The sequence below is a fragment of the Pontibacter litorisediminis genome, from assembly GCF_029360645.1.
Classification (GTDB): Bacteria; Bacteroidota; Bacteroidia; order Cytophagales; family Hymenobacteraceae; genus Pontibacter; species Pontibacter litorisediminis.
The window spans coordinates 1,268,988-1,295,772 of sequence record NZ_JARDUA010000001.1; the positions used below are offsets into that span (position 1 = coordinate 1,268,988).

15 protein-coding genes are annotated in these 26,785 nt (G+C 56.4%); 1 reads left to right on the forward strand and 14 read right to left on the reverse strand.

All coding sequences use genetic code 11. From position 1 onward, the window contains the following. Positions 1-35: 35 nt before the first annotated feature. The 11 genes from PXG97_RS05310 to PXG97_RS05360 form a co-directional block, all read right to left on the reverse strand. Positions 36-1,244 carry a glycoside hydrolase family 27 protein gene (locus PXG97_RS05310; protein ID WP_276496675.1) on the reverse strand — a complete coding sequence of 403 codons (1,209 nt, stop codon included), beginning with the start codon at positions 1,242-1,244 and terminating at the stop codon, positions 36-38. Between the two features lie 52 nt (positions 1,245-1,296). Next, a complete protein-coding gene (locus PXG97_RS05315; RefSeq protein ID WP_276496676.1) occupies positions 1,297-3,006 on the reverse strand; it encodes a DUF4091 domain-containing protein in 1,710 nt (569 codons plus the stop codon). A gap of 329 nt (positions 3,007-3,335) precedes the next feature. Further along, complete coding sequence (locus PXG97_RS05320) at positions 3,336-5,948, reverse strand: family 20 glycosylhydrolase (RefSeq protein WP_276496677.1); 2,613 nt, start codon at positions 5,946-5,948, stop codon at positions 3,336-3,338. Positions 5,949-5,991: 43 nt separating this feature from the next. After that, the gene (locus tag PXG97_RS05325; RefSeq protein WP_276496678.1) at positions 5,992-7,158 is read right to left on the reverse strand and encodes a sialidase family protein; all 1,167 of its coding nucleotides are present in this window, start codon (positions 7,156-7,158) and stop codon (positions 5,992-5,994) included. 98 nt (positions 7,159-7,256) lie between these two features. After that, complete coding sequence (locus tag PXG97_RS05330; protein WP_276496679.1) at positions 7,257-8,438, reverse strand: AGE family epimerase/isomerase; 1,182 nt, start codon at positions 8,436-8,438, stop codon at positions 7,257-7,259. 14 nt (positions 8,439-8,452) lie between these two features. Further along, positions 8,453-10,540, reverse strand: coding sequence for a GDSL-type esterase/lipase family protein (locus tag PXG97_RS05335; RefSeq protein WP_276496680.1), 2,088 nt, complete (start codon positions 10,538-10,540; stop codon positions 8,453-8,455). Positions 10,541-10,605: 65 nt separating this feature from the next. After that, positions 10,606-12,177 carry a sialidase family protein gene (locus PXG97_RS05340; RefSeq protein WP_276496681.1) on the reverse strand — a complete coding sequence of 524 codons (1,572 nt, stop codon included), beginning with the start codon at positions 12,175-12,177 and terminating at the stop codon, positions 10,606-10,608. 99 nt (positions 12,178-12,276) lie between these two features. After that, positions 12,277-14,976, reverse strand: coding sequence for a sodium:solute symporter family protein (locus tag PXG97_RS05345; RefSeq protein ID WP_276496682.1), 2,700 nt, complete (start codon positions 14,974-14,976; stop codon positions 12,277-12,279). A 9-nt stretch (positions 14,977-14,985) separates the two neighbouring features. After that, positions 14,986-15,927, reverse strand: a complete 942-nt coding sequence (locus PXG97_RS05350) for a dihydrodipicolinate synthase family protein (protein ID WP_276496683.1) — start codon at positions 15,925-15,927, stop codon at positions 14,986-14,988. Between the two features lie 206 nt (positions 15,928-16,133). Continuing rightward, a complete protein-coding gene (locus tag PXG97_RS05355) occupies positions 16,134-17,675 on the reverse strand; it encodes a RagB/SusD family nutrient uptake outer membrane protein (protein ID WP_276496684.1) in 1,542 nt (513 codons plus the stop codon). Between the two features lie 24 nt (positions 17,676-17,699). Beyond that, on the reverse strand, positions 17,700-20,996 hold the full coding sequence (locus PXG97_RS05360; RefSeq protein ID WP_276496685.1) for a SusC/RagA family TonB-linked outer membrane protein: 3,297 nt from the start codon (positions 20,994-20,996) through the stop codon (positions 17,700-17,702). A gap of 183 nt (positions 20,997-21,179) precedes the next feature. On the opposite strand from PXG97_RS05360, the gene PXG97_RS05365 reads away from it, so the two are divergent. Next, a complete protein-coding gene (locus PXG97_RS05365) occupies positions 21,180-21,881 on the forward strand; it encodes a FadR/GntR family transcriptional regulator (protein ID WP_276496686.1) in 702 nt (233 codons plus the stop codon). Between the two features lie 174 nt (positions 21,882-22,055). On the opposite strand, the gene PXG97_RS05370 is transcribed toward PXG97_RS05365, so the two are convergent. The 3 genes from PXG97_RS05370 to PXG97_RS05380 form a co-directional block, all read right to left on the reverse strand. Then, complete coding sequence (locus tag PXG97_RS05370; protein ID WP_276496687.1) at positions 22,056-23,000, reverse strand: DUF808 domain-containing protein; 945 nt, start codon at positions 22,998-23,000, stop codon at positions 22,056-22,058. 336 nt (positions 23,001-23,336) lie between these two features. Continuing rightward, on the reverse strand, positions 23,337-24,140 hold the full coding sequence (locus PXG97_RS05375) for a hypothetical protein (RefSeq protein WP_276496688.1): 804 nt from the start codon (positions 24,138-24,140) through the stop codon (positions 23,337-23,339). Positions 24,141-24,181: 41 nt separating this feature from the next. After that, positions 24,182-26,581, reverse strand: coding sequence for a TonB-dependent receptor (locus PXG97_RS05380; RefSeq protein WP_276496689.1), 2,400 nt, complete (start codon positions 26,579-26,581; stop codon positions 24,182-24,184). Between the last annotated feature and the right edge of the window lie 204 nt (positions 26,582-26,785).

Here is a 26,785-nt window from a genome sequence, read left to right on the forward strand (position 1 = left end):
AATTTTTGCTGCAGAGCCAGATGCGGTGCGGAGCACTATATCTTTTTGAGACGGAAAAGCTTCGTTTCGTGCGACTGCACGCGGCCTTTCCAGCCTTTGCCTTTGCCCACGGTCTTGTGCTCCCACAGGTCGCGCACCTCATACTTTCCTTCCAGGCCCAGCTTTGCCCAGTTTACACGATAGTTCTTGGTTTGGTCGCCCCGGTTGAGGATAGCCACGGCCACCTCGCCATTCTGCAGCGGCTTTACCAGCACATCCCAGGTACCGTCATGCACTTTGCGCTCTGCCTGTTTGCCCAGCGCGTCCTGGTTTACGGCAATTACCTCCTTGTTTAGTAGGATGCGCTTGGTGGCCTCGTTCATGTTGCGGATGTCGTTGGTGGCAATCAGCGGCGAGGCCATAATGCTCCACAAACTCATCTGGCTCTGGTACTCGGTGTCGTTCATGCCCACGCCACCCATGTCGCCGGAAGGACCTGGCTTACCATATAAGCCCACCACCAGCATGTCGGCGTCGTTCCAGCGGCCCGGGCCGGCATACTCGTGCAACTCGGCGTTGATGTCGAGGATGTCGATGATGCCTTCAGCGTTCTCATCGCTGCTCAGGTTCTTCCACTTGTCGCGTACGTCGTAGGTAGTGCGCCACAGCTGGCCGCCGGCCTCGGCGGCCCAATGCCAGGGCTTGCGCTGCCCCCACTCACAAATACCGAACACGATGTCGCGGCCGCTCTTGCGCAGGGCCTGGCTCATTTTGGTGTAGCGCTCCACGGCCGTAGCCGAGTCTTTCGGAGCGTGGCAGTAATCATACTTCAGGTAATCGATGTCCCAGGAGGCGAAAGTTTTGGCGTCCTGCTCCTCAAAGCCCAGGCTGCCGGTATAGCCTGCGCAGGTCAGTTGTGCCGCATCAGAGTAGATGCCCAGCTTGATGCCTTTGCTGTGCACGTACTCGGCCAGAGCCTTAATGCCGGAGGGGAATTTCTTTGGGTCGGCGATGATGTTGTTGCGGTTGTCGCGGCCGCCCTGCCAGCCGTCGTCGATGAAGATGTAGTTGTAACCAGCCTCCACCATGCCCGAGGCCACCATGGCATCGGCCATCTCGCGGATGTCCTTCTCGTTGATGTTATCGGCAAAGAAGTTCCACGTCATCCAGCCCATGGGAGGCGTGGGCGCTAAAGGTTTCTGCTGCTGCCCATAGGCGAGACACATGCTCAGGCAGCAGGCAAACAGTATAAAAAGCTTTTTCATGCGATTACGTCTTCAGGTAAAGGTATTTCAAAGTATGATTTGGGGCCGGCGCTTACTTCTCTTGCAGCTGGTTTAACAGTGCCTTTGCCTTGCCAACCGCTTCGGCGGCCGGCATCTCATTAAGTTTCTCCACCTCGAAAGCGGCTAGTGTCTTATTCAGTTCCTGCAGTTTGGCGTGGTTGCCGGTGCGGGCAAACTCCTCGCGCAGCAGCCGTATTTTCTCAAAGTCCTGTATGCCCTCCACCAGCTTCTCAAAGCGTATCGACGTCAGCGGCCCCGGGTATACCTGGTAAGTGTCGCCGGCTGGCCAGGTGCGGAAACGGCTGTCCAACAAGGGATTTTCTACCCAGCTGTTATAGGCCCAGCGCAGGTAGCCGGTAAAGCCTTGCGCTGCTGCATACCACCCGATCCATGCATGCTCTGCAGGAGGCGAAAAGGTGAAGCCGTTCGGGAGGGCCTCTTCACAACTGGTGTAAAACGTGCTCGGCTTGCCGCTGGCCTTGCGCTCCTCCAGCACCTTTTCCCCAAACTTCCATTTGGAGGCGATGCTGTAGTCGAAAATGTCCGGCTCAATTTCAGGATGATAAATACCGGCCAAGGCGATTTTCCAGTCGGGGTCTGTTTCTTTCAGCAGTTTGATGACGGCCTGCATGTCGGCCAGCGGGCGCTCATCCATGGCAATGGAGGTGATAGAAAACCAGCCTTTCTGCTTCAGGTGCCGGGCGAAGTCCTGCAGCATGTTGCCCCAGAAAGCATTATACTCCGGGGTCCCGGCCTTTGCAGAAAACACAACCTCCTGTCCGGTAGCCTCATCAAAGTATGGGAAGGCCATTTCCCAGGGCACCATGGTATAGCAGTTGATGCGTTGCTTTATCCCGCAGGACATCACGAAGGAAACATACGCATCAAAGCGGCTGTAGTCGTAGGCCCAAGTGCCGTCTTTGCGCTTGATCCACTTGACAAGGCTTGGGAAATCGTCATAGGTTTGGTGGTTCCAGGGCTCGTCTATAATGCTGGCGGTGATGTTCTTCTGGCCGGCAGAGGCAAGCATGGTATAGTAGGGCCTCATGGCGTCATAATGCGCCTGGCTCCAAAGCGGCACGCCATGCACACGGGCAACGGCGGCCGGATGCTGCCAGAGGTCCAGGTCGAACGCCCACTCACCAGGAGGAGGCAGCTCTCGCTCCTGCACCGTTACCGCTACGCGCAGCTTGTAAGGTTTACCGGCATGAACGGTAACCACGCCTCTATACTTGCCCGCAGGCGTGTTGCGGGGCACCGCTATACTTAACCAAAGGGGCTGCACCGTGTTTGCCGCCACGGCCGTTACGGCAGCTGTGTCAATCGGGTCTGCCACCAGTGAAGAGTCGTAGTCGGTGGGCTTGCGGTAGCCGCAACCCTGCCCAAACTCGTCGGTCATAACATAGCGGACAAAGCCCGCTGTAATATTTTTGGAGGCAATACGGTTGCCTTTGCCGTCCTTCAGGTCAGAGAGGCTGACCTGTAGCCGGGGTATTTCCCGGTTGGCCCAGACCAGCAACTGCGTGTGCACCTTCTCCCCTTTCCAGGCGGTGGCCTGCCACTGGTTTTGCCGCGCTACCTCCGGCACCAGATCCTGCGCATAACGCACATCGCTGCTGGCGAAACTCACATTTACCGGCGCTTTCAGGTTACGCCAGGTATCAAGCGCAGGAGCCGCTGACAGCCCCTCCCCTGCCAGCACCAGGCTAAACAGCAATAAGAAGTATAAAGGTAGTTTCATCTGATTTAAAACACGGGCCTCAACACCCGTAGCGAAGGCACAGCTGTAGCGGTTTTTCTCTGCCGCCTGAGCATAGCCACGGCCATAAGCTAAGCTGGCAAACCCCTCCTGGGTAATGCTGCTGGAGTATCTCCTACTTTTGAAAAAACTCCAATCATCTTCGGCCTTTGAAAGAAGCGTCAAAATAGGCAATGTTTTCGTAAACGCAAACTACACACAGCTCAACTGGCCAGAAATGAACTGCTTTGGTTCCTGCATCCTAACCTTCTCTCTTTATAACCAACATGCGTAAGAAGGCAGCTTCTCCGAACCAGGCAAGGGCATTACGTTTAGTTAACCAAGGGAGGTGCTTGTTCGGAAAGATGCCGTGTGACTCCCTCACCGCTTAGAGGCACGAAGGTAAACATCCACTTCAGGGGGTTCTGCCAGTCCTTGCCCTTAAAGTTTCCAACCGGCAGTTTTACCAGCACCGTGTTCCAGCCTTTTTTTACCGGGGCAGCCACAGGTGCCCGGAACTCATAACCTTCGTCCAGCAGCGGGATCTCCGCGTTCCCCTTTTGGCCGGGACGCTTCCACTTTGGCGGGGCTATTAGCTGTCCGTTCAGGAAAACAGAACTGCCCCTGTCGTCCCAGGTACCAGCAGCGGGCGAGTCGGAATTATAGGACCGGGACAGGTTCTGAAAACCAACCCAGAAATAACCCGTTGTGTCAGCATCGCTCCAGAAACGGGTGGTAGCGTACCAGGTGGTGTTCTCCTCCGGCTTCTCCAGCACGCCCGCCACCAACGGATGCCAGAAGTGGCGCAGCACCACGGTGCCTCCCACAGCCTCTGCCGCAGGCTTTTTCCCTTTAAAAGATTTCTTCTCCGGGGCAAACGAAGCAGACAAGTCTCCTTTGTTCTTGTAGGGCCCAAACAGCTTCCAGGTGATGTCAGCCTGCGCCGCATACGGAAAGGGCATGTTGCTGAAGTATAACTGTTGCTGGTCCAGCATCCGGTTCTCAAACTCCCTGAACTCCTGCACCCGCTCCGGCTTGTCTGCCGGAATATTGGCGATCCACCCCTCGTAGCCGCCGCCTTTCCAGCTGCGCTCTGCAAAGGCCAGTATTCCAGGGTAAACGGGGTTCATGGTGAGCACATCCTCCTGCCTGAGCACGTTGCGGTCATGCCAGACGCACAGGGTGGCTCCCATTACGGTGCTGTCTCCAGCTACGCGGTCGCCAAACTGCCGGCTAAAGATGGTGGTAACGGCCTCCAGCGGGTCCATGTGGTTGAGGTAGAGGTGGCGTGACTCAATGTAAGCCAGCTTAGGGTTGGTGGCCCCATCCTTCATCCACAGCTGGCGTATGGTGGCGTCGTCCAGGTTGCCGCCCGGGTCCCAGCCAATGGTTTTCTTGCCCCGCTCATGCAGCCAAGCGGTTACCTGTGGCAGGAAATCAGGGTTTGTGATCTCTACCTCATCGCCCCCGATGTGCACGTAAGGCACATCATAAGTGTCGCTAAAGTCGTTGAGGATGTTCTTCAGGTACGCCAGCCCTTCCTCGCTCTGCATGTCCACGCCCATGGCCCGGGTAAAGGCGGCGCTGTGGCCCGGCATGTCGATCTCGGGCACCAGCGTGATGTAACGGTCCTTGCAGTACTGGATAAGTTCCTGCATCTCGGCCACGGTGTAGTAGGCGCCTTTGTTGCGCGTCATGTGCTCCGGGGCCGTCAGCTGCGGATAGCGAGGCACCTCCAGGCGCCAGGCAATGTCCTCGGTCAGGTGGAAGTGGAAGATGTTCAGTTTATACCTGGCCATCACGTCGATCTGCTCTTTGAGCATCTCCATAGACTGGTAATTCCGACCCACGTCCACCATATAGCCCCGCCAGCCAAAGGCCGGCCAGTCGCGTATTTCGCAGCCAGGGATAAAGGCCCCATCGCGCATCAACTGGTTTAGCGTCTGCAGCCCGTTAAAGATGCCGTGCGCCGTGTTGGCCTGCAGTTGTACCTTGTCGCTGGTCACAGCCAACGTATAAGCTTCCTCAGCCTGGCTTGGGCTGGCCACTTTCCCCAGAGTCAGGGCAATGTGCAGTTCGCCGGGAGCCGCTTTGTCTTTTATTTGCACCTGCAGCCCCTTTCCCGCGAGCATGTGCTTTAGCCGATCTGCCTCCTTCCGCACCGCCGGGTCCTGCACCACAATGGTTTTGCTCTTGTAAAGCGGAAAAGCCTCCTCCTTCCATTGTAGCTGCTGCGGCTTTGGCAGCACGGAAGGCTTCTGCTGCAGGCCGAACACCTCGTCATAGATCAGGTGCTTCCAGAAAGTATAGCCGTCGCCGTTCAGGTGCAGGCCGTCGTTGGTAAACGTGGCACGTAGCCTGCCCGTGGCATCCGAGAAAGGGGTGTGCAGGTCGAGGTACGTATAGCCGTACTCCGGCGCCTTTGCCTGCAGCTCCGTGTTTACCTTTTTAATGAGTTCTCCCTTGCTGGTGTGGCCGCCGAACTTTTTAAACTGCTCGTTCACCGGCAGGATGCTCTGCACAAAAAGCTCCGTTGCGGGGCTTTTCTCTTTCAGGTAAGCTGCTATCCAGAACATGTTTTTCAGCAGGCTGTCCGGGGCTACTTCCCTGGCTAGGTCGTTGGTGCCGATCAACAGAAATACCTTCTCCGGCTTGCGCTCCGCCACCTCCCCGAGGCGGTGCATCACCCCGGCAGACACGTCCCCGCTGATGCCCCTGTTCTTCATGCGCGTATCGGCAAACAACTCACTCCACTCCCCGCCGTCGCTGATGCTGTTGCCCAGGAAGATGACATCGCCTGGGGTGGCCGGCAAGTTGCGGAATTGTGTGGCGCGCTGGTGGTAGTAGGTCGAAAAGAGACTGTCGGCCAACTGCACGGGTTTTACCTGCGCCAACGTGGCCTGCTTCAGGAGCAGGAGAAGAATTAAGGCAAATAGAGTACGCATGATAGGAAGAGGGTTAAACTGGTTTAGCGAGCACTGCGGAGGGTTACTTTTTCCACTTCACGACGGTGAACACGATCTGCTGATAGCCGTGCTTCTCATAGAGCACACCTATTTCCTTCTTCCCTACCTTTACCAGGTCGGAGTAAGCAGCGTAATCTTTCTCGTTGTTCGGGCTCTTGGCGATCACATGCTTCTCGGACCAGGTTTTGCCCTCGTCGTAGCTGATGCGCAGGGTCAGGTTATCGCGGCGCTGGGTGTCGGCGGCGTTGCAGAAGGCAAGTATGGCTTTTCCCTTTTTGGTGCCGATACGAAGTATACTTCCCTGGTTTACCGGATCCGGCAACTGCTTGTCGAAGTAGGTAGTGTCCCAGGTGGCGCCGCCGTCGCTGCTGATGCTCACGATGCGGTTGCGCACATCGCCCTGCTGGTTTCGGATGTTCATCATCAGCCTGCCGTTTGTCAGCTCTGCGGCCATGGCCTCGTTGCCTCCCGACTCCGGTACGGTTTCACTGATCTGAAATGTCTTGCCGTGGTCGTCAGTATAGTAGCCATGGGCGAAGTAATCTTCGGCCGAGTTTTTAGGCTTACCCTCGGAGTGGTTGGCGGCCACGTAGATGCGGCCCTTATACTTGCCGTTGGCAAACTGTATGGCATGGCCGGGTGTGTTGGCGTAGGCGCGCCAGTCTTCTTTAAACGTGTAGGCGGCGTTGGCGGAAGGCATGTTCGGGCGGTGCACCTGCGTGGTGATGTTTACCGGCTCCGACCAGGTTTGGCCGTTATCGGCGGAGGTGATGTACCATGCTTCCCGGTAGCCTTTGGCACTTCGTACTTCATACTCGTGCGCATTGCCTGTGTTGTAGAACAAGAAGATCCGGCCTTTCAGATAAGCCGGGTCGGTCAAATCTACCACCGGAGCGGCGTTGCCGGCCTGCAAAGTATCGTAGTCTACCACGGTCTGCAGCGCCGACCAGGTTTTGCCCTTGTCCGAGCTGCGCTTCATCACGATGTTCACATCGCCGAAGTCGGCCGCGCCATGCACCCGTCCTTCTGCAAAGGCCAGGATGTCGCCGTTGGGCAGGTCGATAATGGCAGGTATACGGTAAGATTTATGCCCCTCCTGGCCGGAGACGAACACTGGTACATCAGTGGTCTGGGCCTGGGTAAAGAGTGTGGTAAAAAGTAGGGTAACGGTAAACAGTAAGCGAAACATGGGAGTTAAAAGGTTAAAGAGTTAGGGAGTTAGAAAGTTAGAGGGCTGAGATCTTACCGTGTGTAGTTCACAGATTCACTCAATCACTCATTCAAAATTTATAGAAACGCCTCCAGCACTTGCCAGCAGTACCATTCCTGCCGTGGCAGGTGGAAGGGCCCTTTGAACATATTGCCCTTGGCCGAATTCGACAGGCGGCCGTCGCGGTGCAGGTAGCCGAACCACTCGCCGTGCTCCTTGTCGTGGAAATGGCTGTAGGCATAATCGTGTACCTGCTGGTGCCAGCCAGCATACTTTTCGTTGCCGGTCATCAGGTAGGCCAGCAGCGTGGCGATAATAGTCTCGTTTTGCGGCCACCAGAACTTCATGTCGTGCCAGTACTCCTGCACCGGTTTGCCGTACACGTCGCGGAAGTATAAAATGCCGCCGTGCTCCTTGTCCCAGCCGCGCTCCCACATGTAGTCGAGCATGCGGCAGCCGAGGTCTATCAGGTGCGGGTCGTTGTTGCGGTATTTTGCCTCATGCAGTATAAACCAGGCCCCCTCAATCGCGTGGCCCGGGTTCAGCGTTCTGCCGTCGATGTGGTCGATGATGCTGCCGTCCGGGGCCACCTGCTCCATCACGCAACGGATCTCGTCCTTTACAAAGTCACGCTCTATCTCTGCTATCCACTTTGAGATCCACTCGTCGCAGCGCTCATCGCCAATGGTGTCGCGTAGTTGCTGGGCTGTGTTCATCATAATCATCGGCACGCCAATGCCTTTGGCCGGGCGCGTATCCGTGAATTTGGGCTCGAGCAGTCCGGGCGTGGTGGCATACTCTAGGCATTTGCCAAACAGCCTGCGGGCTTCGGCGGCTACTTCTTCGTCGCCACTGGCTTTGGCGTAAGCGGCAAAGGCAATCACGGCAAAGGTCTCAGAGAAGAAATAGCGGCGCTTCCGGATGGGCTTGCCGTCGCGTGTCACGTGGAAAAACATGCGCCCGTCTGTGTCAAAGCAGTGCTGGCGCAGAAAGTCGATGCCCTTCTTAGCGCCCTCCAGCCACTCCGGCTTTTGCTCCACCGTGTTGTAAAGTGTGGACAGGAGCCAGGCGGCGCGGCCCTGTATCCACACGGCCTTGTCTGTATCCAGCAGGCTGCCATCGGCATCGCGCATGAGCAGGTAACCGCCATGCTCCTCATCTATCGAGCGCGGAAACCAGAACGGCACCGTGTCGCTGAGGAGCTGGTTTTTGTAGAAGTCTTTGTAGTAGTTCAGGTCTTTTGTATGATTCGCTTCCATATAGGGAGGTAGTTTTACTTTTCGGCGGTAAAAAAGCTGTTGAAGGTAGAGGCAGGCAAGCCTGCTTTGTTGGTCAGATTCGCTTCGGTGTAAGGCTGCCAGGCGTAGCGCACATACTTTGGATCCGGCACTTCGTCCGAAGACACCCATACTTTGTCTCCCCGGGCCTCGGCCTTTGCCTCTCTGAAAACCCTGTCGCTGCCCGCCACTTCAAAGCCGCGCAGCGCCTGGCCGTCGCTGGTGCGCAGGCCTTTGCCGTGCTCAAAAGTGCAGATGGCCTTGCCGTCAGCGAACCTAACCTCCTTAAACAGCGGGCCACTGTAAGTCACCCGCTTGCCGTAGGTTCTGGCCAGGGCCCAAGCCGCCAGCCGCTCCCCTACCTGCCGCTTCTGCCTCGGGTGCACATCCTGCGGGTCGCCCACGTCACTGGTTACCGCCATGCCTGTATGCTCTACCTGCGCGAGCAGTCTGCGCTGGCTATCGCGGAAATGGGGCCAGCTGGGGCGGTTGATGCTGGAAAGCTGGGTGTAATAAAAAGGGAAAGCATAGCCCCACGCTCCGCGCCAGTCCGACACCAGGGTTTTAAACAACTCTTCGTGCAGCTCTATGTTGTGGGCGTTGCTCTCTCCCTGGTACCAAATCACTCCTTTGATGGGGAAGGCGGTGAGCGGGGCAATACCGGCCTCATAGTTGTAGGCTGGCTGGTAGGGGTGGCGCTGCGTGGCAAGCGTGGCATTCTCCAGGTTCTTGGCGGTGCGCTCGCGCACCCAGGGCATCAGGAAGTCGGAACCGCGCCAGGTGTGCAGCATGTGCACCAGCTGCGGGTGGTGCTCCAGGGTATAGCGGCTTATCCACGACTCGGTGCCGGAGCCGCCCACGGCTACCTCTATCAGCCCCACGGGCACGCCCAACTGCTCCTGCAGCTGTTTGCCAAAGTAGTAGGCCACGGCCGAGAAGTCTTTCGCCGCAGCCGAGTCGCTGCGTTGCCAGGTGCCGGAGAAGTACTGCAGCTTGTTTACTTTTTTAAGTGTTACACTGTCCCAGGCTACGTCATAGGTTTCGGCCAAGGGCCTCATCTTCAGCAAACGAATACTGGACGACTGCTGCGCCTGCCGCATCTCCCTGGCCGTGTGCACCGCCTGGCGCAACGGAAACGCCATGTTCGACTGGCCCGAGCACAGCCATACCTCCCCCACCAGCACATCATTTATACTTATACTTTTACCTGCAGTAGAAACCTGAAGCTGATGTGGCCCTCCTGCTTTCTGCGCCGGAAGCATGGCCTGCCATTTCCCGTCGGGGCCTGCGGTGGCTTTTGCCTCCACTCCGTTAAACCGCACGGTCACCTCCTGCCCGGCATCGGCTATGCCCTGCACCGGAACCGGCATTTTCTGCTGCAGCACCATGTGGTCGGAGAAAACGGGGGCCAGCTGCAGGCCGCCATACTTGCCCGTAAGGTGCCCCGCCACGGTGGCCGCTATAATGCCAGCCCCCTCTGCGGTGGGGTGCAGCTGGTCAGGGAACAGGTCAGGGCGGCGGTACAGGGGCGTGTGCAGGTCTATCAGCTCTACGTTTCTGTTTTCCGCAATCACAGGTATCAGTTCCTGAATCTGCCAAAACCAGTCGCGGGTGCCGGAGGTAAAGCGCGGGTGGCCAGAGAAAATGGGCGTGAGCCGGGATATAAGGATGCGCACCTCCGGGTTCACGGCGCGCAGCGTGTCGATCAGGTGGTAATAGTCTGCGGCAAACTCATCGCGGTAGTTCGGCCAGTTGCGCGGGTCCGTATCGTTCAGGCCCAGGTGGATCACGGCGATGTCGGGCCTGAAAGCCAGGGCATCCTGGTACTGCTGCGTTTTGGTGTACGGCCGGTGCCCCTTGCGCAGCAGCGTGGCCCCGCTCAGCCCGAAGTTGGCCACCTCATACCTGTCCCCGAGGAGCTGCTGGAGCTGTGCCGGGTACGCCTTGTGCTCCCTGTCCTCAAGCAAATACCCGTAGGTAACAGAGTTGCCCATGCAGGCCACCTTCAACCGGCCCGCCGCCTGTTGCGAGAAGCCAGGCACAGCCAGTACAAGGGAGATAAAAAGCAGTAAGAAACGCGTCATGGCAGCTATACATATGTCATACACCTGCCTGAAAGTATAGCCAGGCAGATGTATGGCTCAATGGTTTATTTTAGCACTTCGCTTACCGGGATGCGCACAAAGTATAACTCGCGCACGCCCTCGTAGAGCAGGCCCAGCGTGTTGTCATCTACCTTGGTGAGGGCCGAGTAACCGTAGGTACCCCGCTCGTCCACCAGGAGCTGGTGCTCCGGCTGCCAGGTTTCGCCCAGATCGGTGCTGGCCTTGAGGGTGATGTTGTAGCGGCCGGACGGCGTGGCAGGGTTGCTGAAGAACAGTACCTCCCGCAGTCCGTTATTCGTGTTCACGTTTGCCTTGATAAAGCTACCCATGCATACCGGGTCCGGCAGGGCGCTGTAGGAGGTGTGGTGCTCCACCCAGGTCTGGCCCATATCCGAGGTGGTGGCCACGGAGCGGAAACGGCCACGGTTATCGCGCATGTTCAGCATCAGGGTGCCCGGCGTAGTTTCCACTACCTGGCTCTCGGTGGTGTTAGATTTTGCGCCGATGCCGCTTTTCCAGGTTTTGCCGTTGTCCTGGCTGTAGATGATGGAAGAGTGCGGCATCTTGTTCTCATCCCAGTACTGCGACGGGAACACGAGCGTGCCGTTCTGCATCACGATGCCGTTGCCTGGCCCGTTAAAATAGATGCGCCAGTCGGGGTTTTTGATCTGCTCGGTGATACTGTAAGGCTCCGACCATGTTTTGCCGTCATCGTCGCTGCTCACCAGCACGAACTGCCCCGTTTCGTCGGGCGAGAGGCCCGGGCCGGAACCGGCAATGGAGCGGTTGCCCTTGCTCCACAAGGCCGCCACCCAAATTTTGCCCGTGGCGGGATCGAACAGCACAGAGGGGTCTCCGATGCCGTTGTTCTCGTGCGGCGCGCCCATGTCCATGATGTTCTTCATCGGCTCCCAAGTCTGGCCGCCGTCGGTGCTGCGGCTCATGCCCACGTCAATGTTGGCCGGCAAATCCCCCGAGTGCTCGTAGCGGATATCGTACACAGCGATCAGGGTACCTTTGTCGGTGGTGGCGATGCCGGGGATGCGGTACGTGTGCGATCCGTCGTCGCCGGCTTTGCGCAGGGCGATGCCCATGCGTTTGGCATACGCAGAGCCGTCCTCAGAAACCGGGTGTACCTTGCCGCTTGCATCTGTTAACTGCGTGGCATGCAGTTCTACTGTATTATCGATGTTAGCCGTCTCCTTCAGGGTGGCGCTGAACCAGAGGTAATGCTTGCCTGGCTTGGCCTGGATGCTCAGCGGCACCTCAAACTCCTCCGCGGTGGGCGTTATGGATTTGATCAGGTTTGATGTTCCGAACAGTGCCTCAGCGCCTGTAAAGTATACCTCCAGCTTCTCCACATCCTGCGGGGCGGTGCTGTTGAGGCGGGCCTTTATGCTTTGGAAGTTTATACTTTCGCCGCCGGCCGGCACGTACAAGGTTACGCGCAGCAGCGGGTTGTGCTCCTTGCCCCGCAGCACAGGAGCGGCCGGGGCGGTGCTCGTTATACTTACCTGGCTTACCGAAGGGGCTGTCGTGGTCACGCTTTTAGAGCAGCTCACGCTACACATCAGCACCACCAACAGGCAGCTCAGGATACTTTTGGCTTTACTCATTACGCTTTGTTTTTTAAACACTTGCTGCAATTCTTACTCGCAGGCTTATACTTTGATTTATACTTTGGCTAATGCGGACGGTACTTTACCTGGCTATACTCAGGACACCTTCTCGCCTGCCTTTACCTGGTAGCCGTTTTGAGCCTGCTTCGGGTTATTTTCATACACTGTCAGGCCCTCGTTCTCACGCTCCTGCCCGCCAAACAGCAGGCTGAACAGGTAGCCGAATGCCACACAGCTCACCAGTCCGGTAAAGGCGTACAGCAGCAGGTTGATGTTGGTGTATTGGCTGATATAAAACTGCACCAGGCCACTTGCCAGCAATCCGGCGATGGCACCTTTGGCATTGGCCTTCTTGGTGAAGATGCCCAGCACAAACAAGCCTCCCAGGCCACCCGTAAACAGCCCCAGGATCATGTTGAATTGGTCCCAGAGCGAGGAAATGCCCCACTGCGCCATCACCAGCGCCAGCGAGGTGCCCACCACCCCAATGGCCAGCGTCAGGTACTTGGCTATGCTCAGGTAGCTTTTGTCTGATCTTGCCGGGGAGAAACGCCTGTAAAAGTCGGTGATCAAAGCCGTGGTGACTGAGTTCATGCTACTGCTCAGGGTGGACATGGCCGCCGCAAAAACAGCCGCGATTAGCAAGCCGGTGATGCCTGCCGGCAACTCCGTCACGATGTACCACGGGAAGATAGAATCCTGGCTCTGCAGCTGGTAGTTTACCTTCTCCGGGTGCTCCCGGAAGAACAGGTACAGCATGGTACCGATCGAGAAGAAAATAACTGCCGAAGGCAGGGCCATCCACGCCCCAAGCTGCATGCTTTTCTTCGAGGTGGCCTCGTCTTTAGTGGTGATGTAGCGCTGCACCACCGACTGATCGGCCCCATAGGAGATTACGTTAATGGCCAGGCCGCCCAGCAGCACCACCCACAGGGTCGGCTCACTGAAGCTAAAGGTGGTGTCGATGATATTGAGCTTCTCATTTTGCTGGATCGTCTGCCAGATAGCGCCAGCGTCCGCCTCCAGCTGGAACGGGATCATCACCAGGCACACCAGCGCGCCGCCCAGCAGTATCACCACCTGCGCCACGTCCGTCCAGATAACTGCCTCAATGCCGCCTTTCATGGTATAGAAAATGGTGATCGCTCCCATCAGCACAATGCACAGGTTCACGTTGATGCCCGTCACCAGCGTGAGCGCCAGGCTGGGCAGCAGCAGCACGATGGCCAGGCGGCCCAGCTGCAGCATGATGTACAGCAGCGAAGCCATGGCACGCGCCGCATAGTTAAAGCGCTTCTCCAGGTACTCGTAGGCCGATGTGATCTGCAACCTGCGGTAGAAGGGTATAAAGTAATTGGTGATGATCGGGATGACCAGGATGATGGTGATCTGAAGTATAAAATAGCTCCAGTTGGTGGCGTAGGTCTTGGCCGGGATCGACATGAACGTGATGGCGCTCAACTGCGTGCCGTAGATGCTCAACCCCGCTGCCCAGCCCGGAATGCGCTGCCCCCCGCGGAAATAGTCATCTGTGGTTTCCTGGTGCCGCGAGGTCCACATGCCGATGCCCACCATCAGCAGCAAGTATAAAACGACCACCACGTAATCGAGCCAGGCAAAGTAATGCTGTGGTGTGAGGCTGCCTCTTAACACCTCCGGCGTACGCACGCCCGGCTTGATCTCCCCGGAAGGGATAAGGATATCGTGGCCCCAGCGGGTAGCGAAAGTGGTAACAGGCGCGTACGGCAACGTGCCCGTTTTGGTCCAGGCATCGGTAACGGTGTTGTAGAGGTAAATGTCTTTGCTGAAGCCATCGTGCTGCGTTTGCAGCTGCAGCCTGGCCGCTTCCAGCTTTTGCCTTTCAGCTTCGTCGGTGGTGTTGGCGATGGCGGCGTTGTGCTGCTCTATCTGTGTAAACACGTTGCCCTTGTCACCGCCAAAGATCAGGATGTAATTGGCCCCGGTGACTACGCCGGTGGCGGCAGAAAGCGAGGTTTTGTTGCCCTTGCCGTCTGAGATGTCGCTAAGTTGTTTCCAGTTGTTCTTCTTTGGGTCGTAGCGGAATGTGGAGCCGTACAGCTCGCTGACGCCAGACTCTGTTTTGGCCCTGCCACCAATCAAGTAGAGGGTAGGGTACTCGCCGTTAGACTGCACCACTGCCACCGCATGCGACAGCGCCGTTGGCAGGTCCGGCAGTTTCTCCCAGCCTTTGGCAGGAGCAGATAAGTTTAAACGATAGAAAGCATTGCTGGCTTTGCCCGTAGTCTCGCCGCCTGCCACGTATACCTGGTTATCGATGAGAGCAGCGGCGGCATTGGTCAGGGGCAGGGGCAGCGAAGGCAGCGCCTTAATGCTCACTTCTTTTGAGGCAGGATCCCACTGCAGCAGCTGTATGGTGCTCTGTATGCCTTGCGCGTTTTCCCCGCCTATACTTACAACACCTTGTGCAGTGGTAACATTGGCGCTGTAAGCCAGCGGCTGCGGCAGTTGAAAGGTTTTATCGTGCCAGCTGTACTTCCCCTGCTCATCCCGCAGTAAGACGAAAACATCCTTCCCATACTTTTTCTTACCTCCCTCCCAGGGTAACCCGTCGGGGAAGTTGGCACCACCCCCTAATAGCAGCGCGTTGTTGTGCACGCCGCCCACTGGGCCTGCCAGCCCCGGTTGCACCTGTTGGCCCGGACCTGCAGGCAAGGTAGCGGCAACAGACCACTCGATGTTATTCGGCTTTTGCTGCTGCGCCTTGCCAACGCTAAAGGTAAGAAGCAAGAAAAGTATGGGTAGGATGTATTTCATCAGGCTGTGTTATGCATGTTTGAATTCTGTTGTGCGAGAGCAGTATTCTTCAAAACCCAGCGCGGCCACATCCTCTTTGAAAGCGGCAAACTGCGCTGTGCTCATGTTGCGGACCGGCAGACGGAACTCCCCGCAATCCAAGCCAATCAGTTTCATGTAGGCTTTGCCGGTGGCGATGCCGCCATACTTGCCCAGCAGGCGGATCATGTCGATGGCCTGCTGCTGCAGGCTACGCGCCTCTTCCAGGTCTCCCCTGTTATAGGCATCGATGAGGCTGGAGTATAGCGGGGCTGCATAGTTGTAGGTACTGCCTACGCCGCCCTTCGCCCCCAGCACCAACGCCGACAGCAGGTTCTCGTCGCGGCCCCAGAGCATGTCATACTTGCCGTTGTCGAAACGCAGGCACGACAGGAAGTCCATGAAGTCCTCGTGCGTGTACTTGATCCCTTTAAAATTAGGGATTTTACCTTCTACTTCGCGCAGCAGGTCTATCATTTGGAAACCGACACCCGTGAGCACCGGGATGTGGTAGTAGTAGAAAGGCATTTCAGGAACCGCGTCTGCCACAGCCTTACAGCAGGCGGCCAGCGCCTGCACATTGGCCGGCTTGAAGTAGGACGGTGCCGTAAACGACACGGCGTACAAGCCCACGCTCTGCGCGTGCAGGGCCAGGTCCGTGGCATCCTGCAGGCAGGTGCCGCCTACCAGTGTGATCACCTTAAAGTCTTTGTCGCCCTTGGTGGCACTGGCCCAGGCCTCCCCTACGCGTATTTTCTCCTCTGTGGTAAGCGAGACGCCCTCTCCGGTGGAGCCGCAGATAAAGGCGCCTGTGTTTCCGTTTGCTTTCAGCAGGCTGTAGTAGGCAGGGATCAACCCCAGGTTTAAACCCCCATCTGCATGCATGGGGGTAAAAGGAGCGGCGATCAGCCCCTGTAGGTGTTCAATTTTCATTCAGGTATATTCTTCAGAATTTAAATCTATGGGTTTACGGATGGTGCTGATTGCGATGTGAGGCTGTTCGTTCGCCTGCAACTGCAAGTATAAAAAATATCACCCTCCGCTCTAATGCCCTTTGTGCTAAAAGGGCCCCAGAGAACAAGTGTTCATCCGGGCCCTCTCAGCACAAAGGCAGAAGTTACAGCTTATCCTTTCGCGGGTTAGTACCCAGGCGTCTGCGTCAGCTTAGGGTCAGAGTTCAGCATGCCCACCGAGATCGGAAGCAGGAACTTATACTCCTGCCCCGTGGCCAGGTACACCGGATCCACATACGCGAACACCCACTCGTTGCCAGCTCTGCGCAACGACCACCAGCGCTTGCCTTCGCCGATAAACTCCCGCAGGTCCTCCTCCAGGATGGCACGCATGTTCTCTTCCTGGCTGGCGTTTTCGTACGGTGTATAGTCGCTGCCGTAGGCGCGCTCTCGTATCATGTTTATCTCGGCGGATGGGTCCATGCCCTGCTTTGTCTTGGCCTCGGCCAACAGTAGCAGCACATCGGCGTAGCGGTAAACCGGGAAATCTATATCGTATAGCTGCATGCCTGCGTCCACACGGCCGGCAAACTTGGTCAGCAGCACGCCAGCGATCGGGTAAGTAGGCGGAACGTCACGGTACATCACCACAAAAGTGGCATCGATGCGTTCATCCTCGGAACTCTGCAGCTTTTCGATCATGCTCTCAGACATGCCCACACGGCTGGCACCGGATAGGTAAGGGTACGCCTGCGATACTGCTCTTGGGTTGGTGTAAGGGTCCAGCAAAAGGGTGCTGGCCTGGGTAGTGTTGACACGGAAACTGCCGTACACGCCCACCGTTGCCTCGTCCTTCTCGTAGCTGATGGCAAAGATAATCTCCTTGTTACCGGCCTCTCTCGCCGGGTTAAAGAGGTCAGCATAGTTTTCTACCAGGCCCAGGCTACCAATGTTGGTTACCTCCTCCAGCGCCTGCTGCGCCGTGGCCAGGTCAGCGCTTCCGCCGCCCATGTGCGTGCCCGACCAGATATAAGCATCCCCCTTCAGGGTAAGGGAAGCCGCTCGGTTCCAGTAGATGTGCTTGGAGGTACCCGTAAAACTGGCGGTCAATGTATTATCGCTACCAAACAGGCTCAGCGACTGCTCAATGTCTGCCTTTACCTGCTGCATCACGGCCTCCGGTGTGGCTCTCTCGCGGTACAGATCCTGCAGGCTACCTACCTGCGTCACAGGCTCTGTGGTAAGCGGCACGCCTCCCCAGGTTTTCAGCATGGTGTAGTAGATGTACGCACGCAGGCCGTGCATCTCCGCCAATACCCTGGTCTTTTCGCCTTCCGCCACCGGAGTCTGCGGGAACAGCTTGATAGCGGTATTTACCTTGTCCAGCAGGCTGTAGAAGCCCGCCCAGTTGCTGGCAGGCACGTTGTTGGCATCGATGTTATGGGTATAGTAGTTTCTCAGGCCACCGTCTTCCGATTCCGTAAAGAGGCCGTCCGCCCAGATCTCGGAACGCATCTCCCCTAGCGTAAACAAAGTATAGTGGTAGTTCCTGAACGATCCGTACACGCCATAGTACAGGGTCATGGCGGCGTTCGGGTCCGAGAGGATCAGGTCCCGGTTAAGCGATGTTTGCGGCTGCACCTCATCCAGTTGGTCGCTGCAGCCCGTTGCGCCCAGCACCAGCGAGATACCCAGCGCATACTTTATAGTTGATAGATAACTTCTCATATCTGTTTCGTTGCTAAAGTTCGATTAAAGTGTCACGTTCAGGCCTGTGGTGATGGTGCGCGGTAGCGCGAACCTGCCCACGTCGTTGCCACCCACTTCCGGGAAGGTGCCGCTGTAACCGGTAAAGTATACCAGGTTGGTGCCTGTTACATTCAGGCGCAGCCCCTGTATCTTGCCTTTCAGCACATTATCCAGAAACGCCTGCGGCACTTGGTAGCTCAACGTAACCTCACGCATGGCCAGGTAGTCACCCTTCTCATAGAAATTGGCGAAAGAGGTAGTGCTGCCGCCCGCATCCTGGAAGTAGTTTCGGCCAAAGTTAGCCCAGTAGTAGCGCGGCAGGGTGCCGTTCGGGTTCTCCGGGTGCCAGGTGTTGGTCACATCCACTGGCCCGTTCTGCGAGCCCTGCACCTGCGACAGGCCTCTGAGCTTGGACTGGTTCAGGATCATGTGCCCCAGGGCAAAGTCGAACTGCCCGTACAAGTTAAATCCTTTCCAGCTGAAGTTGGTGCCAAAGCCACCCTGCACGGTCGGCACGGTCCGGCCTACAAATACTCTGTCGCGGAAGTCAATGGTATCGTTCTGATCCAGGTCTCTCCAGCGGGCATCGCCCAAAAGCTTCACGGTCTTGTCGCGGTAAGGCAGGTAGGAGTTATACAGGTTCGCATCCGCCTCCAGGTCAGCTTCAGTCAGGTACAGGCCATCGTAGATCGGTGCCCAAATCTCATCCAGGCCAACGCGCTCGCCTTCCTGCAGGCCACCAACGTGAATCACCTTGCCAGAGGCTGGGTCATATACCTGATAGGTGCCTTGTCTGTTTTTCTCCAGGCCGTTGTCTGGCAACTCCTTGGCGTAGTTTTTCACATGGAAGAAGTTCGCGCTCACGTCCCAGCTAAAGCCATCGGGCTGTGATGGGCGTACCACGTTGGCTCTTACCTCCAGCTCCACGCCCCGGTTCTGCAGCTGGCCCAGGTTTGTGGTAAAGCTGCTGTAGCCCGTCCAGCCAGGTATGCTCAGGGAGGTGATCTTGTCGTAGATGTCGCGGATAAAGTAATCACCGATGAAGGTGATGCGGTTGTTGAACAGCCCCAGGTCCAAACCAAAGTTTAGCGAGGAGGCACGCTCCCACTTCAGGGCGGTGTTCAGCAGGAAATTAGGAGCAAAGCCAGCGTTGCCACCGTAGATGCCGGTGCCGCCGTAGGTGGCTGCCGTAGCAAAGTCATCCAGCGGGTCTATACTTCCGTTCTGGCCCCAGCTTACACGCGGCTTAATGGTGCTGATGTAGTCGCTAAGGAAAGAGCTGGTGAAGAACGCCTCGTTGTGAAGGTTCCAGCCAGCCGATATACCCGGGAACAAGCCGTAACGGTTATCAGCCAGGCGTGAAGTACCGTCGTAACGCATGTTCACGTTCAGCAGGTAGCGCGAGTCGTAATCATAGGTCACGCGGCCAATGCCCGATACCAGGCGGTTCCAGGAGTAAAAGCCGGAGTATGGGATACCCACCGCCTCAGTAGAGGCTGACAGATATGGGATAAAGTCAGTGGAGGCACCACGCCCCGCAGCGCTAAACTGGTAAAAGCGGGCGTCAAAGAATTCACCGCCACCCAGTACGCTCAGGGTATGCTTGCCAAAGGTGTTATCGTACTGCAGGAAGGCATTATACGAATGCTGGTTAGCCTGCGGCAGTGAGAAAGAAGCGTTTCTGGTATCTATGAAAGCGCCCCCGGTACCATTTTGGTAAGCCTTGGTAAAGCTTTCGCGGCTGGTGTAACGCATAAAGCCCGATGCCGAGGCCAGGAACTTAAGTTCCGGAAGCAGCTGGTACTCCAGGTTCAAGCTACCGGAGAAGCGCTGCTCCTCGTTTCTGTTGACGAACTTATCACGCAGGTACTCCGGGTTGCCCAGCGTGCCACCATCCACACCCGGCAGTATCTCTCCTGTCTCGTCATGTATAAAACGGGCGGTTGGGGCAATTCCCCCAAAGCGCTGTATCAAACCACCCGTCAGGCCGCCGCCGGCATCTGCCGTCAGGTAAGAAGGCGTGTTTTTATCATTGTAAGCCGACAGGTTCAAGCTTACTTTAAAGTCTTCGTTCACATCCAGGCCACCGTTAAAGTTCAGGTTGTAGCGCTTCAGCGAAGAGCCTATCACCATACCCACGTCTTTTACAGTTCCTAAACCAAGCGAGAAAGTACCCTTGTCGCCACCGCCCGAGAAGTTCAGGTAGTGCTCCTGCAGCGTGCTTTCCTGCAGAATCATGTCCTCCAGCTCCTGCTGCGTCGTAGCCAGGTACAGGATGCTGTCCATCTGACCTGGGTTGAACGGGTTCTTGTCCACCAGCAGGTTCCAGCGCGGGTCGTTGAGCAGTTGGCGGTTATTGCCGGACACCAATTGTGTGGAGTACTTGCCACTCGGCGACGTCCAGGCGGGGCTTACAGCCCAACCCCAGGAGCCGGTCAGTTGGTTACGGGCGTTATTTGCCTCCGCCGTGTTGTTGTCCTTCATGGCTGCTTCATACCTGCTGCCCAGGCCTCTTCGGTTCCAGAGGATATATTCTTCCGCACTCATGAAATCCACTGGGTTGCGGCGGATGTAGTTCTGGGCATGCTTCAGGCTATAAGTCACCTGAGAGCGCCCTTTCTTGCCTTTCTTTGTCGTGATCAGGATAACGCCGTTAGCGGCCCTTGCCCCATAAATAGCGGTGGAGGCAGCGTCCTTCAGCACGTTGATCGTCTCGATGTCTTCTGAGTTGATGCCGTACAGCGAAGGGAAGATCACCCCGTCCACAATCACCAGCGGGGAGCCTGAGCCGTTGAAATTGGTACCACCCCGGAACGTGATGTTTGGCGTGGAGCCCGGCTGGCCAGAGGTTTGTTGCACGCGCAGGCCCGTTACCGTGCCCTGCAGCGCTGTGGCCACGTTGGTGCGTGGTGCCGACTGCAGCACCTTGTCGTCTACGGTAGACACGGCGCCGGTCAGTGTTTCGCGGCTTTGCGTGCCGTAACCCACCACCACTACCTCATCCAGCTTTGCTGTAGACGGCTTCAAGGCGATTTCCAGAGCTGCCGCAGCATTGCCTACAGTCACTTCGCGTGTTTCAAAACCAAGGTACCTTACTACCAGCACATCCCCTTCTGATGCCCTGAGGCTAAATGCGCCTTCCACATCTGTCTGGGTGCCGCGGTCTGTCCCTTTCACGTTCACGCTTACACCAATCAGCGGCTGGCTGTTCTCAGAGGAAACAACCCGCCCGCTCACGGTAGAGTTCTGCGCATAGAGGTGAGGGCTAACAAGCAAGCTCAACCCCAGAAAGAGTAACATGAGTAAACGTTTGACATTCATATAAATTGGGTTTAAATGAATTATGTATTACATAATAAAGGTATTTTTGTTTTTCTGGTTTTCAAAACATTTTGATAACTTTTTCATTAAGATTGAATAACTTTATATTAATTCTTTTGCAGAATTGGTTTAACCAGGCAGTAATAAGTAATACATAGATGAATGGAAAACGCCTTTGATAAGATAAAGACCATTGATACCAGCTCGCTGGTAGACAAAGTGGAGATGAACTTGATTGAGCTGCTCGTGCAGCAAAACCTGAAAGTGGGAGACGCTATACCCAAAGAGATAGAGCTCGCCGCTAACCTGGGCGTAAGCCGCACCGTGATCCGGGAGGCACTGCTGCGCCTGCGCCTGATCGGCCTGATCGAATCGAAGAAGCACCGGGGTGCCGTGATCACCAACCCAGACCTCCTGGCCATGTTAGAGAAGCGCCTCATCCCTCAGGTGCTCGACAACGCCACCCTGCGGGAAGTGTTCGAGCTGCGCCTGGTGCTCGAGATAGGCATGGCCGACTTTATTATGGAGCGGGTAACGAAACAGGACATTGAGGAACTGAAGGAAATCGTGGCCAATGAGCCCGACCTGTCGGACACGACTTATTTCCAGATACAGCACGAGATCGCCTTCCACGGCAAGCTCTACGAAATCTCCGGCAACACCACCTTAAAGAAGTTCCAGAACATGCTGCTGCCCGTTTTTGACTACGTCCACCGCAGCGGTCTGCTGACAAAGGAAACGCCGATACGCAAATTCGTCTCTCACAAAGGCCTGGTAGATATTATTGAGCATGGTTCGGCGGAGATGTTCCGCAACGGCATGCGTAACCACCTGGATAACCATTTCGCCAGGATTCTGACCTAGTACCCGCTCCACTGCCTGAACAGGCAGAGGCACTGAAAGAGCAATGCCGTGGCGCTTACGGTAAAGGAGTAAGGCATAAAAAAGGACAAGGCCTGCTGATGATCAGCAGGCCTTGTCCTTTTTTATGCCCCGTTGGGCACTACCCGTAGGCTTGTTCTGTAACAGGCAAGCTTGTTAGTGTGCTGCTTTCTCTGCCGACCCCTTCCATACACGGCTCACCAGCGACACCAGCTTTGCAATAACGGCTCCTAACAACACTCCGCCTATAGCCAGTATAATTACCTTGGCCAGCCAGGCAAGCGCAGGCACCCCCGAAAGGGCATGCTCCAGGCTTTCCAGCGGATGATGCAGAAAAGGCAGACCATGTGCGATGATCTCTGCCCCTACCCACAGCATAGCGGCGGTACCGACATAGCCAAGTATGGTCAGGAACTTGGGCATGGATTTCACGATGCCGCGCCCGATCTTCCGGGTAGTCGGGTGGTATTTCTCCTGGGCCAGGTGCACCCCTATGTCATCGGCTTTTACAACCAGGGCTACAAAGCCGTAAACAGCAATTGTGATAAAAACGGCCACGGTAAAAAGCACCACGATCTGGTTCATCAAGGGGCTATCGGTTACTGTGGCGTAGGCAATGGCCATGATCTCTGCGGAAAGTATGAAGTCTGTACGCACGGCACTACCTACCCGCTCCTTCTCCAGCTCTTGCGGGGTAATCACCTTCATGCCTTCTGCCGGTTGGTCCTGAGGGGCGTGGGCACTTTTGCTGAACATGGAGTGCACCTTCTCATAGCCCTCGAAGCACAAAAAGGCCCCTCCTACCATCAGCAGGTAAGGTATCACGGCCGGGGCCAGGTAACCAAGCAGCAATGCAAGCGGGCCAAGAAAGACAGCCTTGTTAATCAGCGACCTTTTAGCGATCTGGAAGATGATGGAGAGCTCCCGCTTAGGATCCAGCCCCACCACATACTTCGGGGTTACCGCCGTATCATCGATCACAATCCCGGAAACTTTCCCGGTTGTTTTCGCCACCTGTGTCGGGACGTCATCCAGGCTCGCCGCGCTCACCTTTACGAGCGCTGACACATCATCTAGTAGGGCAAGAAGACCTGTCGCCATATTTTAGTTTTAGAGTTTAGGTATTACTTAGCTTGTACTGCTTATCCTTTCCCAGATTAACAGCGAAAGCGTTCTTTTACACGATCCTAAAGATAAGCCAAAGAAGTTGGATCGCAATCAATGCTACTTGTAACGTAGAAAAATTAAGATGCGCTGTATCAGGCGGAGAATTGTGAGAGGCGAAGCCCACAAAGTGCTCCCTCATAAGTATGAGCCGATTGACAGCCCCTGGGTGCAGACACAGGATAAGAGGCTTTATGCTGGGCCGTGTGCGGAAACGACAAAATGCCGTTGGCATGCAAAACGATTAGGAGGTACGATCTGCGCCTAAGCCTGTTAGAACACGCTCTTCAGGCTGCCTATACTTCTGGAAAAGACAAGCACCACCACCAGGGCTACCAAGGCCAGGCCAACCCAGGCGGCAACAATGATCTGCGGGCTTGCCTCTGCATGGAGGTCGCGGTGCTTTAGAATGATCCCGTATAGCGCCCACACCCCCACCAGCCCCACAACAGGGTTTGACCTGGCGATGACTACAAACATAATAAGGAGCGTGGCCCCTGCTACCATTATCATGGCCCAAAGCCCCTCGCTCAAACCAAAGCCGCCCCAACCGACACCCACCAAGGTAGCGCTGCTATTGGCAACCGTGGCAATGATGATCCAGCCAAAGTATAAACTGAGTGGCACCTGCGTAAACCATCGCGAGGCGGCAGAACGGCCAGCGTCAAAAATGCCCAGCCGCAGGTGCATCGCCAGCAGTGTGGCCAGCTGGATAAGTATAAGCACCACCGACAGCACCAGCCACTCGTTTACCCAGGCAAGGGTCCACGCACCGGTTGCCAGGTTGTTTAACACGAATAAGTAGCCTACTCGCTGCAGGTCTTCATTTGCTTCATGCCCGGCCGGCTCTTTATAAGCTTTGATCAGGTGGTAGATGCAGAAGGCGGAGAGCGCCAGGTAAATCAAACCCCAGATCGAGAAAGTGATGCCTGCCGGCGTAAACAGCGTTGGGTACTTGTCCGACACATCGCCAATGGTCTGGTTGTTGAAAAGCTTCAGCTGCGTTAGCTGCGACGGCACCAGGTGCACCAGAAAGAAAAGGGCGTTCAGTACGGCCAGCGTTTTTACATTTTTCATAGTTGGGCGATTTTCCAGGAATTCATACTTTACGCAGGCTACTAGAATTCAACCATGAAGCCCAGCGTGGGCACCAGGTTGCCGTCGTTGTTTTCCAGAATAACCGGGATGGCGTTGCTGCCGTCCAGGCGTAGCGGGTCGCCGTCCGTCGTGGCAAAGCCGGTGTTGTCTTCGTTGCGCTGGAAAGTATAGCGGTCGAAGCCGGGGGTGTTGCTGGAGAGTATGTTGGCCACATCCAGGAACAGGTCCAGGGTAACGCGGCGGAAGTTCCACTTCTTGTCGATACGCACATCAAGCTGGCTGAAAGGCTGCAGGCGCTCAGAATTCAGCTGGCTGTAGTCCAGAATGCCTACCCCGAGCGAGGCATAGTTCCTGCGGGAGGCCTCCAGGTCGAAGGGTGTGGCAGGCGCTCCGCCGGCATACCTGTACTTGGCCCCGAACTCCCAGTTGCGCGGCAGCTTCTTGCCCAGCAAGCCCGACACCAGGTGGCGGTAGTCCCAGGCGCTGGAAACGTAGCGGCCATCCAGCCCGGCAAACTCACTCACCACATAAGTATAGGACAGCACGGAGAACACCGTGCCTGTCAGCTTTTTCTGCAGATAGAACTCTGCCCCGTAAGCCCTGCCTTTGCCGTTTGTCACGACCGCCTCGTTGCCGATCGCCCCAAAATCACCTCCCTGGTTTGCCAGCGAAATGCCGTCCCGGATAGACACCGGGTAGTTGCTGTAGTCTTTGTAAAAAGCCTCCAGGGTAAAGCGCAGGTCCTGGCGCGGCAGAAACTCGGTGCCCAGCACATAATGAATGGCCCGGATATAATCAGCCTGCTTGTTCAGGTACCTGCCATCCTGCTGGTAACCTAAAACGGTGTAAGTTGGGAGTTTGTAATAAATTCCGGAGGAGGCGTTGACAGTCCATTTATCATTGAGCAAGTAGGAAATGGCCAGGCGCGGCGAGAGCGTTTCCAGCGGATTATTGCCATCCTCTGTAAAGGAGTTCATGTCGGTACGCACCCCCAGCGACAGCCCCAGTTTGTTGTCCAGCACCGATCGCGAGACCTGCCCAAACGCCCCGTACCGGAAAAAGTCCAGGTCTGAGTTATAGTCCAGCGTCACGCCCGGCTGCACGAGGTTGTTCGCTTCGTCGCGCAGCTCTTTGCGGATCACGCTAAAAATGTCGTTGGTGAACTGCACGTACTGCCCCGACACCCCATAGGCATAGCGCCAACCATTTTTATACTTGTTCACGTCCAGGCGCAGTTTGTTTTCTGTTTCGCGGGAGCTGGTGTTCAGCGTAAACACACGGTTTTCTCCTTCCTCGGCCGCTTCATACTTGATCAGGGAATTGTCGAAGGCATTGCGGCTCAGGGCCAGGTTCACATAGCCGTCGTTCACGAGCCTTTTCACGGCCACGCCGTTGGTGTAGTTCCACTGGTTGATGTAGGGTGTGGAGCGCAGGATATACTCGTTCTCCGGCGTGCTTTCGCGCGGCACCCCAAAGGAGAAATCATCAATGGCCCCTACGCCAATAAAAGAGAGGGAGGTTTTGTCGTTCAGCTTGTGGTCTACTTTGTACTGGAAATCCCAATAGTTCGGGCGAATGGGCAGGTCGAGCAACTTGAAGAGGAACTGCAGGTAGGACCTCCGGGCAGATACCAGGTAAGTCGTTTTTTCCCCCACAGGTCCTTCCAGGGTGGTGGCAAACTCTGAGCCGCTTAGCCGCACATTGCCTGAGAAACGCTCAGGGTTGCCGTAGCGCTGCCGGAACTCAAACACCGAGGCCAGGGCATTGTCGTAGCGGGCATCGAAAGCTGAGGAGCTTAATTTAAGGTCCTCTATAAACGACACGTTCAGGATGCCCGTGGCCCCACCGGCGCTGCCCTGCGTGGTGAAGTGGTTGATGAGCGGAATTTCAATACCGTCTAGGTAGTACACGTTTTCGCTCGGGGCGCCCCCGCGTATGATCAGGTCGTTGCGGCTGCCGCCCCCGGTACCGTTGGTGGCCACGCCTGGCAGCACCTGCACTACCTTGGAGATATCGAAGTTGCCGCCCGGGTTGCTACGGATCTCCTCGGTCGTCAGGCTTTGCACCGACAGCGGCGTGACCAAGTCTGCCACAGCGGCGCTCTGCCGGCGGTTAGCTACCACCTCTACCTGCTGCAGCTCGCTGGCGGCGGGCGCCAACTCGAAGTTGAGGATCTGCACGTTGCCCACCGTCACGTTTACGTTAAACCTGGACTGCGGCTGATAGCCGACGTAGGAACTCTGCACCGTGTAACTCCCTACCGGTATGCCTTCGATCCTGAAAGCGCCATTCTCGTTTGTTACAGTCCCAAACTGGCTGCCCGTTACCTGCACCGACACCCCAATCAGCGGCTCCTGGGTGTTGCGGTCGCGCACTGTGCCGGTTATGATGCCGGCCTGAGCAAGGACAAGCGTCGGCATAAGGAATGCGAGTAAAAGTATAAGTCTCATGGGTATGGGTGGCTTCAAATAATGCTCGTATTACAGGCTTCCTGCCAAAATGTTTGGAGCTGCCACGAAAACGCGATCCTCAACGCGCAACTTATGCCTTGCCCCTGTTTGAAGGGGAAAATCAAGCACACTGGGGGTTATCTTAAAAGCACCCTAAAACAGCAGGTTGTAGTT